The sequence below is a fragment of the Acinetobacter sp. UBA1297 genome (assembly GCF_002307755.1).
Taxonomy (GTDB): Bacteria; Pseudomonadota; Gammaproteobacteria; order Pseudomonadales; family Moraxellaceae; genus Acinetobacter; species Acinetobacter radioresistens.
The window spans coordinates 304443-318519 of record NZ_DBUF01000028.1 but is presented as its reverse complement, the minus strand read 5'-3'; the positions used below and the strand labels follow the sequence as shown (position 1 = coordinate 318519).

Genomic DNA, 14077 nt, shown 5'->3' with positions numbered 1-14077 from the left:
TGCCTTATGGATTTACGCCAGAAGTTCCCCACTTCGGTGCAGGCGGCTGATACTGGTCAAACTGCTGCAAGATTTGTTCGATATTATCCGAGGCAATTAATTTTTCAACAAACCGGCTATGAGTAAAACCTTTATCGACTGTAAACTGAATCATTTTAAGCAGATCATTATAAAAGCCATCCAGGTTTAAAAAAGCACAAGGCTTTTGGTGAATCCCTAACTGAGCCCATGTCCATTGTTCAAATATTTCTTCCAAGGTTCCAGCGCCGCCCGGTAGTGCAATAAAGCCGTCTGAAAGTTCTGACATTTTAGTCTTTCGCTCATGCATATTCTGAACGACATGCAATTCAGTCAGGTCTGGATGTGCCAATTCACGGTCAACTAAAGCATGGGGAATAACGCCAATCACTGCTCCCCCTGCCTGTAGGGCGCTATCTGCAATAACACCCATTAAGCCAGAACGTCCCCCACCATAAACCAAAGTCTGCCCACGCTGGGCGATTGCCTGTCCGACTACTTGGGCCGTTTCTAAAAAAACAGGCTCAGTGCCAATGGCAGAACCACAAAAAACACCAATAGCTTTCATAATATGTTGACCATGTTGTAAATTTTTCATACTTTTCAAGTAAGCTTAAAGCAGAATTGCAAAGGAGACTAAAAAAATCTCTGTTGGGGTGTGTTTTTCCGGCAATCCTTGTCTAAAATACTCACCCATCTTGAACGCCAATACTGCGCAAGGGAGCCAAAGATATGCTTGAAGCCTTTTACGCCACAGAGCGCGGTAGTTTGGAAGATGCCACTATTAATGGTGGCTTTGATTTACATCCAGAACTTGTATGGATTGACCTGATTGCGCCCTCACAGGAGGAACAGCAATGGGTCGTAGATGCCTATAACCAAAATTTACCGACTTTAAAGTCTCTAGAAGACATTTCTTCCTCAGCACGATTCTACCGCGATGACGATGGAATTTTGCATATCAGTACCTACTTTTTAACGAAAAATAAAAATTACCAAGTCGATAATGAGACTGAAGATGGAATGAACCGACTGGCTACCGTACAGACTGTGGCTTTTATTTTACATAAAAATCATCTATTCACATTACGTGGCGAAAAACTGGTGGCATTTCGGGCATTCCGGGCACGTGCGCGCCGTAATGATTATGAAATGGATTATAAAGATCCGACCTGGATCTTATTAGGGTTATTAGAAGCCAAACTGGATGAACTTGCGGATATATTAGAAGATATCCATAGGGATCTGGAAAAGTACTCTACTGAGGTCTTAAATAATCATCATCGCGAACAGATTCTGGATCTGGACGACATGATTACGCGGCTAGCCCAGCAAGAAGATACACTGGGTAAAGCCCAGCTCTGCCTGATTGACCTGCGCCGGGTGCTAACTTTTTTATCGCGTCCGCGTGCTCTGAGCAGTCATATTTATGATGCAGATATTCGTGAATTAAGTGAAGATGTACGTTCTTTGGTTGAACATGATGCTTTCCTCTTTCAAAAGGTTCGCTTCCTGCTAGATACAACTTCAGGATTTATTAATACTGAACAGAGCGATACGATCCGTCGCTTCTCGATTTTACCTAGTATGCTGGCGCCACCGATGCTGATTGCCAGTGTTTATGGTATGAATACTGATGTGCTTCCATTTGCTAAAGGCACCACCAGTTTCATGGTAGTCATCAGTATATTGATTGCCTTTTTTGTTGGCCCCTTAATTTACTTCCGCTGGAAAAAATGGATATAAAAAAAGCACCTTATGGTGCTTTTTTACTTTCAGTTTAGCTAAGCAGTTGCAAGTCATTTTCCAGATGGCAGGCCTGAATGATTTTCATCATCTTGTCTGGCACACTCTTAAATTGCAAACCCTGAGCCTGTGGAGTTTGCCTTAACCAGCGGATCAGCACCGCCAAGGCCAGCGTACTCCCATGTTCTAGTCCAGCCAAGTTAACTGTAAGTGGGTAATGCTGCTGAGACTGAATAAGCTTGAGGCCCTGCTGATAATATTGTTCCGCATTAGCGTAATCAATTTTCCCAGTAACCTTAAGCTCCTGCCCAATTAATTCAACCACTCTGCACCTGCCCTAACTAAACCTTATTTTTTTGCCTGACTGACTGCAGCATCTGCATCCGGCTGGAAGTTTGCAATCGCTTTATCCAGATTACCACCATTACGTTTTACCGTAGCTGCAAACTGATTACGGAACTGCAAGCCCAAGTCGATACCAGAGACGTTAATATTACGGATTTTCCATTGCGTACCTTTATCTACCAACTGGAAAGAAACCGGAATTTTCTCGCCCTTATTGTTAAAGTCGACAGTAACTACAGGATTTTTGCTGTTAGTGGTTTTATAAGGACGAATGCTGTAAGACTGGTTACTATATTTTGCAAACGCACTGCCATAATTTTCAATCAGAGTTTCACGGAAATTTTTCTCAAATTGAGCACGCTGGGCAGCTGAACTGTATTGATTGGTTGCGTAAGTACCCATCACAATGCGTGTAAATGCTTGGGAATCAATATAGGGGTCCAGATTTTCACGTACAATGGTTTTGACTGCAGCCGGATTAGTTTGCAGCTTGTTATGATCAGCTTTTAAACGGCCAATCAACCCATCTGCTACACGTTTAATGAAAGCCGGAGGAGCTTCAGAAGGTGCAGCAAATGCTGTACCTGCCAATAAGCTGGTTAATACACTTACTGTCAGGGTTTGTTTAAATAAGGTTTTCACTCAATCACTCCTCTACATTACTCGACAAATGAAGTCTGAGCATTATTTGCTTCAGCCGTTTCAGTTGTCGAACTTTCTGATGATTTACCCGCACCACCTGTAATAAATTTACTGATTAAATCTTCCAGATCCATAGTGCCCTGCGTATTGGCAATTGTTTCACCACGTTTGACATAGTTCAGTCCACCGCCTGGAACAATTTTCAGATATTTCTCGCCTAACAATCCATTGGTAGCCACCATAATATAAGCATCTTCATCAATACTGGTGATGGATTTCATGTTACTGATCAGTTGCTGTTCCATAGCTTTTTGTTGTGCCGGTGCCGCAGCAGCATATTCACTACTGTAGCGTAATTCCTCTATGGCATTTTGCTGTACAGTTTTCAACTGCTCAGGATTAAAACCTGTAAGTTTACCATCAAGCTCAAAATTCACCTTGGCCAGACGCGACACTGGATCTAATGTAATATCAGTTACACGTCCAATTGTGACGCCACTCATGGTAACTTTAGCTCTGGGTTTCAGTCCGTTTACGTTGTCGAACTGAGCACTCATTTCATAGCTGTCACGTAAGTTGGTACCCGCCAGACCACTGACTTTCATGGCAAGAAAAAATAGAGCGATGCCGAAAAGAATAACGAAAATACCTACGGCCAGCTCACTAATACGTGATTTCATCAAACCCCTCCGAACATGACCGCAGTCAACACAAAATCAAAACCTAAAACACATAATGAAGAAAAAACTACTGTGCGGGTGGTTGAAGTAGCGATGCCTTCTGAAGTCGGTTCACAGGCATAGCCCTGATAAACTGCAATCCAAGTACAGATTAATGCAAATACAATACTTTTGATGATGCCATTCACTACATCATGCCCGAACTGTACACTGCTTTGCATTCCACTCCAGAAAGAGCCTTCATCTACACCCAGAAAATCTACGCCGACCAGTTTGCCGCCCAGTATGCCTACTGCACCAAAAATTACGGTAAGCATGGGAAGACTTACTATACCTGCCCATAAACGTGGTGAAACGATGCGTTTAAGCGGGTCTACCCCTATCATTTCCATACTGGAAAGCTGTTCAGTGGCCTTCATGAGACCAATTTCTGCTGTCAGTGCAGAACCAGCCCGACCAGCGAATAGTAGCGCCGCAACCACTGGAGCCAGTTCGCGCAGTAAGGTTAAGGCAACCATGGTGCCCAGCATGGCTTCACTACCCACATTCACCAGAATTGAATAGCCCTGCAGTCCTAATACCAGTCCAATAAAGAGTCCAGAGACCGTAATAATCAATAGCGACATCACTCCAACCCGGTACATCTGGTAAATAAATAGCTTTACCCCAAGCCAGGTCGGCAATGAAAATATAATCTGCAGCAACATCAAGGTTGCTACACCAATACCACGCACCCGTTCAATAACAAGTCGGCCTAACCAGGCAATGGCATTCATGAACCAACCTCATTTTTCAGATAAGCCTGATGGCTAAATTGGTAATCCACAGGCCCCTCCACAGCACCAGTTAAAAACTGGCGAACAAAGGGTGAAGCATCAGCCTGTAACTGTTCAGGTGTACCCTCACCCTGAATCTTGCCCTCTGCAATCACATAGATATAATCAGCAATTGAAAGAGTCTCGGCAACATCATGTGAAACCACAATTGTCGTCAGATCTAGTGCTTCACGTAAAGAACGGATCAGCCGGGTAAGTACCCCCATGACAATCGGGTCCTGTCCTGCAAAGGGCTCATCATACATAATCAGTTCAGGATCAAGAGCAATCGCACGCGCCAGTGCAACACGACGGTTCATGCCACCTGAGAGTTCAGAAGGCATCATTTGTTCGGCACCACGCAAACCGACTGACTCGAGTTTAAGTGCAACAAGTTCAGTAATCAGGTGCTCGGGCAACTGCGTGTGAGCACGCAATGGAAATGCGACATTTTCATATACAGTCATATCTGTAAACAATGCACCGCTTTGAAACAGCATCCCCATACGAGCACGGGCTGCAAACAGCTCTGAACGCGACATTTCGGCAATGTTATGGCCATCAAGCAATATCTCGCCCTGATCAGGTGTAAGTTGACCACCAATCAGGCGTAGTAAGGTAGTTTTACCTGTACCGGAAGGGCCCATGATTGCAGTAATCTGGCCACGACGGATGCTTAAACTAACATTGTCATAAATGATACGTTCCCCACGTTTAAAACTCAGGTTCCTGATTTCAATCAGGGGCCGAGTATCAAGAGAACTTGGGTAATTCATAACTGAGAATTTCCTGCCTTTTTCAGCCCGCCTACTATAGCATCGAACCATTAAAACTTGGTTGTATTTTAACAATTTGTCCTATGAGAGTGCCAAAGGATTAAGAAAAAATGCCAAGATCATTCTATTTAATTCAAATAGCGAGATTTGAAAAGACTTTAAACTTTAAAGCTATAACTTGATATTCAAGAAGTTTAAAGTGACATATACAAAATGAATCGTTTGATACCGCTTCTTTTTTATTGGTTCATTATTTTTATAAAAATAAGATGTTGTCCCATTAAACTTAATTAAATTAAAAGTATAAAAAAGCCAGTTCACGAACTGGCTTTTTTATTTTATTACAGCTTAGTCTTGAAATTTACGGCGACGCTCACCGCCAAAGTCGCGACGTGGACGATCTTCACCACCAAAGCTACGCGGTTTGTCATCAAAACTGCGGCGTGGACGGTCTCCACCAGCTGGACGCTCACTACGGTCGCCCGCAGCACGGAATCCACCAGTGCGTGGTTTATAATCTACGCGGTTTCCACGGTTGTCATCATTTGAGTCAAAACGTGGTTTGTCATTAAACCCGCCTTCACGACGTGGACGATCGCCACTAAAATTACGCTCGCCACGTGGCTTATCATCAAAGCTGCGACGTGGACGGTCTTCACCACCAAAACTGCGTGATTGCGGACGATCACCAAAGCTACGTTGTGGACGGTCTGAATTAAATTCACGACGTGGGCGTTCAGCACCACCAAAGCTACGCTCACCACGTGGCTTATCATCAAAGCTGCGCTGTGGACGGTCGCCAAAATCACGGCGGGCTGGACGGTCACCAAAATCACGCTTAGGACGGTCATCACCAAATGGACGTTCGCCACGCGGTTTATCATCAAAACTGCGACGAGAACGATCGTCACGACCGCCTTCACGACGTTTGAAGTTTGATTCACCTTCAAAGCGGCGACCACCACCAAAACCGCCACGGCCACCATCACGGCCGCCCGGGCGTTTACCGCCACCACCTTCACGACGCGGACGAGCCGGCGGTGGAGATGGCTCTAGGCCTTCAATTTCTGAAACATTCAGACGAGTTTCTAGGTAATCTTCTAGAGCACGGATCTTGCCACGTTCACGGTAAGTTGCCAGTGTAATGGCTTTACCGGTACGGCCAGCACGACCAGTACGACCAATACGGTGTACATAATCTTCATGCTTCATCGGTAAACCGAAATTGATTACGTGTGAAATGGTTGGTACATCCAGACCACGTGCAGCTACATCAGTTGCCACTAGAATTTTAGCTCGGCCTTCACGAATACTGCGCAGACGACGGTTACGTACGGTTTGTGGCATCGCACCATGTAATGCAACAACAGAGTGACCCGCTTCAGCCAGTTCTTCAGCCAGCATGTCGGTATCTTCTTGAGTGCTTGCAAACACAACAGCCTGATCCAGAGTTTCGTCTTCTAACCAGTGAGTCAGCAGTTTTTTCTTGTGCTCAAAACCATCAGTCCAGTGTAATGTCTGGGTGATGTCAGTATTGGTTGAATGACCTGTTTCAATAGCAATACGCATTGGATCTTTCATCATGCATTCAGCAAGACGAATGATACGATCAGCAAAAGTTGCAGAGAACATTAAAGTCTGCTTGCGGTTTAGAGCAAGTTCGCTGATGGCTTCCAGGTCTTCAGAGAAGCCCAAGTCAAGCATACGGTCAGCTTCATCTACAATTAACGCATCAACTTTATCCAGTTTAATCTGGCGACGGTTTACCAAGTCAAGCAGACGGCCTGGAGTGGCCACTACAACCTGCGCGCCTTTTAACTGCTGGATTTGTTTACCAAAAGGCATACCGCCCATGATCGCAGCAATACGTACACCTTTCATGTGACGTACCAGCGCGATTGCATCTTGACAAACCTGCTGGGCTAATTCACGAGTAGGCGAAATCACCAGAATATTCGGTTGAGTCACTGCACGCATACGTTCTTTAAACGGCAGGAAAGTATCTTGATCAGCAAGAGCATTTAATGTTGGCAGTAAGAATGCCGCAGTTTTACCAGAGCCAGTTTGGCTTGAAACAAGAAGGTCTTTACCTTCTAAGGCAGCAGGAATCGCCTGTTCTTGTACAGCAGTTGGCGCTGTAAAGCCCAAGTCTGTCAGTGCTTGGGTAAGAGATTCATGTAAAGAAAATTCAGCAAAAGTTTTGCTCATAGAGAGTGTTCACCCTGTTTTGGGTGCTCCATTTAATAAATACAAATATGGACATCGGCACAAAGCGGCACAGCGACTAGAAGCTGAAAAAATATAGAATTCAGCAGCGATCCGAATAACGACGATGTGGATTAAACGCACGCATGATTACGGCCGCAACCTGAAAGAATCGCTTAAGCGATTGGGGCGCGAGGAATAGTCCTCTCTATGGACAGTACGCGCATACACAATGATTAGAAGAGAATGTTCAGGTAATGAACGGAAATTTAAGTGCGTGACAGCATGATACCAGAAACATTTTAAAAAGTAATCATTTTTTTCGATTAAATCTAAAATAAAGAGCGGTTTTAGCAGTAATTGACTCATTTTTAAGTTAATTTTGATTAATTTTTATACAATTAATTTTTAAAAAACCTTAATTCAGCATTTGTGGAAACTTGTATAGAGAAACAAACCTTAATATATACATCGTACCAGTAAGTAAAAAGCCCTCAATTGAGGGCTTCTAAACGTTATTGCAGAGTTTATTTAGCTGCATCGCCCCAAGCAGGAACTACAGTTTGCATCAACGGTTTTAACATTTTCATTGAAGATGCCAAGACCTGTCCATTTGACATGGATTCAGAACCACCACGCGCATCCACTACAGTACCACCCGCCTCTTTAACCAAGAGCTCACCTGCTGCAATGTCCCACGGCTTCAGACCAACTTCAAAAAAGCCATCAAAGCGGCCAGCAGCCACATAAGCCAAGTCCAGTGCAGCAGAACCGCCACGGCGAATTTGTGCACCAGCTTTAGTTACAGCCAGCAAAGAAGCAAAATGCTGCTCGGCATAAGATACTACTTCACCAGCACGCTGAGTACGGTAAGGATGACCTACTGCCAGGAAGGTATTGTCCAGGCTGTCCTTAACATTTACACGAATGCGGCGCTGGTTCATCATTGCTCCGCGGCCACGGCTGGCAGAGAATAACTCATCTTTTACCGGATCGTAGATTACGCCATGCTGGGTAATCCCTTTATGCTGAACAGCAAGAGAAATACAGAAATGCGGAAAACCATGAATAAAGTTTAAAGTTCCATCCAGTGGATCAATCACCCAGCACCAGTCGGCATCGTGACCTTTTCCTTCCTGAAGACCGAACTCTTCACCCAAGAAACTGTGATTTTTGTAGCTTTTACGAAGTGTATCGATAGTTAACTGTTCCAGATAACGGTCTACACGGGTTACTGGACCATCAATTCCTTTTTCTTCCACTTGTAGATCGAGCTTATGACGATTTTGATGCGCTTTTAAAAGCTCTTGACCAACTGTTTGAGCCGCACGCGCAGCCATCACCACCATAGGTTCCATTGAACACCCACTACAGAATAGAAAAATTTTGACAAAGAATAGTGCATAAAAGCGCATTCATTTTATCAAATGAATGCGCTTTTAGGGAGAAAATGTTGTTAAATTTTAGAGCCTGTTTTAAGGATGTAAAGTCAGCTTGGCCCAGCACTGTGCAATCGAGCGCTGAATACCGAGTGCATCGAGGCCGCTTTCCTCTAACATTTGTGCATGAGACGCCTGTGGCATAAAGCTGTCTGCCAGCCCCAGATTTAACACTGGCTTCACAAGAAGGGCCTTGGCCAGGAACTCATTAACAGCACTACCTGCGCCGCCCATCACTGCATGTTCTTCTACAGTTACAAATAATGTGGTCTGTCCGGCCAGCTGTTGAATAATTTCTTCATCTAGCGGTTTGACGAAACGCATATTGACTACACGAACACCAAGTTTGTGCGCAGCGGCCAGTTCTTGTCCTGCTTCGAGTGCAGCCTGTACCCGGCTTCCAAACGCCAGAATACTGATCTGCTGCTCATGATGCGGATTAAACTCAGCCAGTAATTCAGCACGGCCAAGCTCTAGCAAACTCATTTCCTGCTGAACATCTACCCCTAAGCCTGAACCCCGTGGATAACGTACCGCAGCAGGTCCTGGATAGACATAGGCTGTATGTAGCATCTGACGACATTCATTCTCGTCTTTAGGCGCCATAATGATCATATTTGGAATAGTCCGCATATAAGCATAGTCATAAGCCCCTGCATGGGTTGGTCCATCTTCACCTACCAGACCGGCTCGGTCAATTCCAAAAGTAACATCCAGATTCTGTAATGCGACATCATGAATCAGCTGATCATAACCGCGTTGCAGAAAAGTAGAATAAATGGCCACGACAGGCTTGAGGCCTTCACAAGCCATGCCGGCAGCCAGCGTGACGGCATGCTGCTCTGCAATTGCCACATCAAAGAAGCGTTCCGGATAGTCTCGAGCAAAATCAACCATACCCGAACCTTCACACATGGCAGGCGTGATTGCCATGAGACGCTTATCCTGCGCTGCCTGATCGTATAACCATTGCCCAAAAATCTCTGAATATTTAGGTGGAGCCTTTTTAGTCGCCAAGGTTGGCTGGGCAGGCAACTTGCTAATAGCATGATAAGTAATCGGATCAGCTTCGGCAGGTGTAAACCCCTTTCCTTTTTTGGTATATATGTGAACTAGACGTGGACCTTTGCGTTTTTTCAGAGCATTAAACACCTGAACCAGCTGGTCGATATTATGACCATCAAAAGGACCAAAATAGTCGAATCCGATAGCTTTGAACAGGTTATCAGCTGCACTGGTCGCTGATTGATGCAGACGTGAATTATAGATCCACTGTGGGTGCGGCTGTACATAAGCCTCACCATTTTCATCAACATTGACAAATTGTCCCTTTTCCCAGATTGCAGCCAGATGTTTTGCAAAACCACCGGTACTTTGCGAGATTGACATGTCATTGTCATTGAGCACTACGATCAGATCAGCAGCATGAGCCACTGCGTCATTCATGGCTTCAAAAGCCATGCCCGCAGTCATGGCACCGTCGCCCACCACACATACCACTTCACACGGATTGTTTTGATAACGACGTGCAAGTGCCATACCCAGGCCGGCAGAAATTGCTGTGGATGAATGTCCCACACCAAAAGTATCGAATTCAGATTCATCTCGTGCAGGAAAGGCTGCCAGACCATCTTTGGCACGAATTGTAGTAATTTGTTCGCGCCGGCCAGTCAGTACTTTATGCGGATAGGCCTGATGACCTACATCCCAGATCAAGCGGTCATCTGGTGTATTAAAGCAGTAATGCAGGGCGACGGTCAGTTCAATTACACCCAGGTTTGCACCAAAGTGCCCGCCACTTTGTCCGGCCGCATATAAAATATATTGACGCAACTCATCTACAACCTGAGCCAGTTGTTCTTGGCGAAGCTCACGTAATTGTTGTGGATGATCAATACCCTCTAACAAGGAGATTACGGGGCGTTGAGTGGGAATTTCGGTATACAGCATATGTGGCAAAGCCTTCTAAAGCCGGGCAAATCTAAGCTAGGTAAACGGGTTAAATCGATAAATTATCGAAAGAAATCACCTTCCATCAGCCACATTTCTAGCGACGTAATTTCGAGCATTATCTCATAGGGCGTTGTTTAGTGCACAGGATTATCCTGAATAATCTTACTATTTATCAACTATTATTGTGTGCTTTCTACAAAAAAGAAAATCTTATCAATAATTTCAGTATCGCAATTCTACCAATAGCCGAGCATTAGGCTATACTTTAGCGATTTTCTATGACAAAGACGAGCTGAGCTGTGCCGATTGAATTTGTTGCCACATCCAAATTACCCACCAAGTTTGGTGAGTTCAAGATCAGTGTATTTCAGGATCCGGATACCGGTGAGGAACATGTGGCACTTTCCAAAGGGCTGGAAACTCCGCCAGATGGCCCGGTGCTGGTCCGTATTCACTCTGAATGTCTTACTGGAGATGCCTTTGCATCACTTAAATGCGATTGCGGTCCACAATTACAGGCGACCCAGCAGTTAATCAATGAAGCAGGTCAAGGTGTGATCTTGTATTTGCGTCAGGAAGGACGCGGGATTGGCCTGACTAACAAGATCCGTGCCTATGCCCTGCAGGATCAGGGTCATGATACTGTCGATGCCAATTTAATGCTAAATCTTCCCGCAGATGCGCGTCATTATGATATGTGTCCAATTATGCTTAATCATCTTGGAGTTAAACAGGTACGTCTGATCACCAATAATCCATTAAAGATTAAAGCGCTGCAGGATCAGGGTATAAACGTGGTAGACCGTATTCCATTAACTGTGGGCTTAAATCCATTTAATGAAGAATATTTAAAAACTAAACATAAGCGTATGTCACATCTTTATAAAAAAGATGACTTCTAATTCACTTTCTTTAAACCAGATAAAATAAAAACTTAAGGGATTTTTTCAATATTATTAGAAAAAATCCCTTACTTTTTCTATGTCTTTATGCTTTGATGTGATTAACCTTTTTTATTTCTCCCTCGAGGGTCATCATGCAGAATCCAACTTCAGCTGATATTCAACGTGTTCGTGAATTTCTTCTTGATCTGCAGGCACGTATCTGTGCCGGGTTAGAGCAGCGAGAACAGGCCGGCGGCGGAACGGCGCAATTTGTAATTGATGACTGGGAGCGCCCTGAAGGTGGTGGTGGGCGCTCGCGCGTATTGCAAAATGGCGAAGTGATTGAAAAAGGTGGAGTGATGTTCTCTCACATCAATATCTCCAGACTTCCAGCATCAGCTACCGAACGTCATCCTCAAATTGCAGGTGCCAAAGCACAGGCTCTAGGCGTATCACTGGTCATTCATCCTAAAAATCCGAATGTCCCAACCTCACATGCAAATGTCCGTCTGTTTATTGCTGAACCAGAAGGCCAAGATCCGGTTTGGTGGTTTGGTGGAGGATTTGACCTTACTCCTTTTTATCCAGATGATGAAGATGTACGGGCTTGGCACCAGAAAGCCCATGATCTCTGCCAGCCTTTTGGTGAAGAGGTATACACCGAACATAAACAATGGTGCGATGACTACTTTTACCTGAAGCACCGTGACGAACAACGCGGAGTAGGAGGCCTGTTTTTTGATGACTTAAACCAGTGGGATTTTGAAACCTGCTTTAAATATATACAAGCTGTAGGTAACGGTTACCTTGAGGCGATTTTACCAATTTTTCAAAAGAACCAAGAAAAACCTTATACTGAAGCACAGCGTGAATTCCAGCTGTACCGTCGTGGCCGCTATGTTGAATATAATCTGGTCTATGACCGTGGCACCCTGTTTGGCCTGCAAACTGGCGGACGAATTGAATCCATTCTGGTCAGTTTGCCAAATCTGGCTGCTTGGTCATATCGCCCTGAATGGGAACAGGATTCGCCAGAAAAACGCCTGTCTGATTATTATTTAAAACCTCATAACTGGCTGAATGAACTGCAATAATATTCAGCATTTAAAGTATGGGAGCTGCTTTATTTGAAGCAGCTTTTTTATGCAATTTTAAATTATATCTTTGCACTTTGTTAAACAGCTTCACATAGTGTTTCATTCATTAGCATTTAAATACTTATAAATTAAAAAATATCAGGTACACTTTATGTACTTGGTCAGGCTATTGATCCTGATTATAGATCAGTTCTCTTGGTGCATATTTGCATGTTTATGAAGAGAATACATTAGCCTATTTCTTTAGGCCCGGTTGTCGCTCTTACCTATGAAAAGGTAATGATATGTCTGCCGAGTTATACCGCTACTATTAAACAGGTTATCTTGAGCAAAATAATGTTAAGAAAATCAAATAATCATACTGTGATTTTATCATGGTGTATTTTCTCTATTCTTCTATGTTCCATCGCTGTAACAATTGTCTCTGATAATACGATCTCAGATGGCGTATCCATAACAGTCAGTGTGATTGCTGGTATTGCACTGGCTTTAAGTCTGGTTACAGTCCTTATTGATGTTATCCGCTCGATTTGTGATCCTTGAGTCAGCTTAAGGATTTTATTCATTTTCAGCTTTCAGTTTTGATTGAAACCGTTTTTAACTTCAGTGGGCAAAAATTACTGATTGACGTATATTGTCTGCATTTTATTTAATGGATACTGTGAGATGAATCAGCAGTTTGCCGTCATTGGCAACCCAATTGAGCAGTCCCGCTCTCCTGAGCTTCACCAAGCTTTCGCCCAGAAAACCGGCATTTATCTAAATTATGTCAAACGACTGGCAGCACCTGATGCATTTAAAACTTCGGTTGAAGCTTTTTTTGCACAAGGCGGCCGAGGCATGAATGTGACGGTACCTTTTAAGGAAGAAGCATTTGCCTTATGTGATGTACTGACTGAACGTGCCAAGATTGCCAAAGCAGTCAATACGTTATGGCGGGAAAATGACCAGCTATATGGAGACAATACCGATGGGCAGGGCTTAGTGGCCGCCATGACTGCTTTGGGCTGGCCATTAAAAAATAGTCAAATTCTGATTATTGGGGCAGGTGGCGCTACTCGCGGTGTAATATATCCTCTGGCTCAGGCAGGTGCCAGAAAGATTGTTATAGCTAACCGTACCTTAAGTCGTGCTGAACAGCTGGTTCAGGATTTGCAGCAAGCCGTATCACAAACCACGTTGCAGGCCATGGTATTAAACGAACTGAGTGGAAACTTTGACTTAGTGATTAATGCAACTTCAGCCAGTTTAACTGGTGAAGCACTGGTTCTACCTGAAAGTCTGAGCTTTCACTATGCCTATGAGATGGCTTATGGCAAAGCTTCAAGCTTTCTGGACCAGGCCAAAGCACGCGGAGTAAAGTATGCCGATGGGTATGGCATGCTGGTCGGACAAGCAATTGAATCATTTTCAATCTGGCACGGTGTTAAACCGGAATTGCAGGATTTTCTAGATTAAATATAAAAAGAACCTCAAC

14 protein-coding genes are annotated in these 14077 nt (G+C 44.2%); 5 read left to right on the top strand and 9 right to left on the bottom strand.

Annotation, left to right across the window (positions count from 1 at the left end; all coding sequences use genetic code 11):
• Positions 1-4: 4 nt before the first annotated feature.
• Positions 5-586: a TIGR00730 family Rossman fold protein gene (locus B3R63_RS13465; protein WP_286731969.1), complete on the bottom strand. Its 582-nt coding sequence runs from the start codon at positions 584-586 to the stop codon at positions 5-7.
• A gap of 164 nt (positions 587-750) precedes the next feature.
• On the opposite strand from B3R63_RS13465, the gene B3R63_RS13460 reads away from it, so the two are divergent.
• Positions 751-1764 carry a magnesium and cobalt transport protein CorA gene (locus B3R63_RS13460; protein ID WP_005407151.1) on the top strand — a complete coding sequence of 338 codons (1014 nt, stop codon included), beginning with the start codon at positions 751-753 and terminating at the stop codon, positions 1762-1764.
• A gap of 34 nt (positions 1765-1798) precedes the next feature.
• Here the strand turns inward: B3R63_RS13460 and B3R63_RS13455 are convergent, their stop codons facing one another.
• The 8 genes from B3R63_RS13455 to dxs form a co-directional block, all read right to left on the bottom strand.
• Positions 1799-2089, bottom strand: coding sequence for an STAS domain-containing protein (locus tag B3R63_RS13455; protein WP_248087094.1), 291 nt, complete (start codon positions 2087-2089; stop codon positions 1799-1801).
• A gap of 23 nt (positions 2090-2112) precedes the next feature.
• Positions 2113-2751 (bottom strand): MlaC/ttg2D family ABC transporter substrate-binding protein, encoded by a 639-nt coding sequence (locus B3R63_RS13450; protein WP_286731879.1) that lies wholly within the window; start codon positions 2749-2751, stop codon positions 2113-2115.
• A 17-nt stretch (positions 2752-2768) separates the two neighbouring features.
• Positions 2769-3431, bottom strand: a complete 663-nt coding sequence (locus tag B3R63_RS13445; protein ID WP_286731877.1) for an outer membrane lipid asymmetry maintenance protein MlaD — start codon at positions 3429-3431, stop codon at positions 2769-2771.
• Positions 3431-4207 carry a lipid asymmetry maintenance ABC transporter permease subunit MlaE gene (gene mlaE, locus B3R63_RS13440; protein WP_248131639.1) on the bottom strand — a complete coding sequence of 259 codons (777 nt, stop codon included), beginning with the start codon at positions 4205-4207 and terminating at the stop codon, positions 3431-3433. Before mlaE ends, B3R63_RS13445 begins: the two co-directional genes overlap by 1 nt.
• Positions 4204-5022 (bottom strand): ABC transporter ATP-binding protein, encoded by an 819-nt coding sequence (locus B3R63_RS13435; RefSeq protein WP_286731872.1) that lies wholly within the window; start codon positions 5020-5022, stop codon positions 4204-4206. The genes mlaE and B3R63_RS13435 overlap by 4 nt, the downstream gene beginning before the upstream one ends.
• Before the next feature lie 348 nt (positions 5023-5370).
• Positions 5371-7230, bottom strand: a complete 1860-nt coding sequence (locus B3R63_RS13430; protein WP_286731869.1) for a DEAD/DEAH box helicase — start codon at positions 7228-7230, stop codon at positions 5371-5373.
• Positions 7231-7754: 524 nt separating this feature from the next.
• On the bottom strand, positions 7755-8585 hold the full coding sequence (locus B3R63_RS13425) for an inositol monophosphatase family protein (protein WP_005024392.1): 831 nt from the start codon (positions 8583-8585) through the stop codon (positions 7755-7757).
• Between the two features lie 117 nt (positions 8586-8702).
• A complete protein-coding gene (gene dxs, locus B3R63_RS13420) occupies positions 8703-10616 on the bottom strand; it encodes a 1-deoxy-D-xylulose-5-phosphate synthase (RefSeq protein ID WP_286731866.1) in 1914 nt (637 codons plus the stop codon).
• Between the two features lie 302 nt (positions 10617-10918).
• Between dxs and ribA the strand changes: the two genes are divergently transcribed.
• From ribA to aroE, 4 genes are all read left to right on the top strand, one after another.
• The gene (ribA, locus tag B3R63_RS13415; RefSeq protein ID WP_005407243.1) at positions 10919-11521 is read left to right on the top strand and encodes a GTP cyclohydrolase II; all 603 of its coding nucleotides are present in this window, start codon (positions 10919-10921) and stop codon (positions 11519-11521) included.
• Between the two features lie 134 nt (positions 11522-11655).
• Entirely contained in the window at positions 11656-12597 is a 942-nt protein-coding gene (gene hemF / locus B3R63_RS13410; protein WP_111282426.1) for an oxygen-dependent coproporphyrinogen oxidase, read from the top strand.
• Between the two features lie 339 nt (positions 12598-12936).
• Positions 12937-13143 carry a hypothetical protein gene (locus B3R63_RS13405; RefSeq protein WP_005018267.1) on the top strand — a complete coding sequence of 69 codons (207 nt, stop codon included), beginning with the start codon at positions 12937-12939 and terminating at the stop codon, positions 13141-13143.
• A 123-nt stretch (positions 13144-13266) separates the two neighbouring features.
• Positions 13267-14058: a shikimate dehydrogenase gene (aroE, locus tag B3R63_RS13400; protein WP_286731860.1), complete on the top strand. Its 792-nt coding sequence runs from the start codon at positions 13267-13269 to the stop codon at positions 14056-14058.
• Positions 14059-14077 lie beyond the last annotated feature (19 nt).

Bases quoted from the DNA above. Each gene is read 5' to 3' on its own strand.
- B3R63_RS13465 (WP_286731969.1), bottom strand. From the start codon at position 586: ATGAAAGCTATTGGTGTTTTTTGTGGTTCTGCCATTGGCACTGAGCCT.
- B3R63_RS13460 (WP_005407151.1), top strand. From the start codon at position 751: ATGCTTGAAGCCTTTTACGCCACAGAGCGCGGTAGTTTGGAAGATGCC.
- B3R63_RS13445 (WP_286731877.1), bottom strand. From the start codon at position 3,431: ATGAAATCACGTATTAGTGAGCTGGCCGTAGGTATTTTCGTTATTCTT.
- mlaE (WP_248131639.1), bottom strand. From the start codon at position 4,207: ATGAATGCCATTGCCTGGTTAGGCCGACTTGTTATTGAACGGGTGCGT.
- B3R63_RS13435 (WP_286731872.1), bottom strand. From the start codon at position 5,022: ATGAATTACCCAAGTTCTCTTGATACTCGGCCCCTGATTGAAATCAGG.
- B3R63_RS13430 (WP_286731869.1), bottom strand. From the start codon at position 7,230: ATGAGCAAAACTTTTGCTGAATTTTCTTTACATGAATCTCTTACCCAA.
- B3R63_RS13425 (WP_005024392.1), bottom strand. From the start codon at position 8,585: ATGGAACCTATGGTGGTGATGGCTGCGCGTGCGGCTCAAACAGTTGGT.
- dxs (WP_286731866.1), bottom strand. From the start codon at position 10,616: ATGCTGTATACCGAAATTCCCACTCAACGCCCCGTAATCTCCTTGTTA.
- hemF (WP_111282426.1), top strand. From the start codon at position 11,656: ATGCAGAATCCAACTTCAGCTGATATTCAACGTGTTCGTGAATTTCTT.
- B3R63_RS13405 (WP_005018267.1), top strand. From the start codon at position 12,937: ATGTTAAGAAAATCAAATAATCATACTGTGATTTTATCATGGTGTATT.
- aroE (WP_286731860.1), top strand. From the start codon at position 13,267: ATGAATCAGCAGTTTGCCGTCATTGGCAACCCAATTGAGCAGTCCCGC.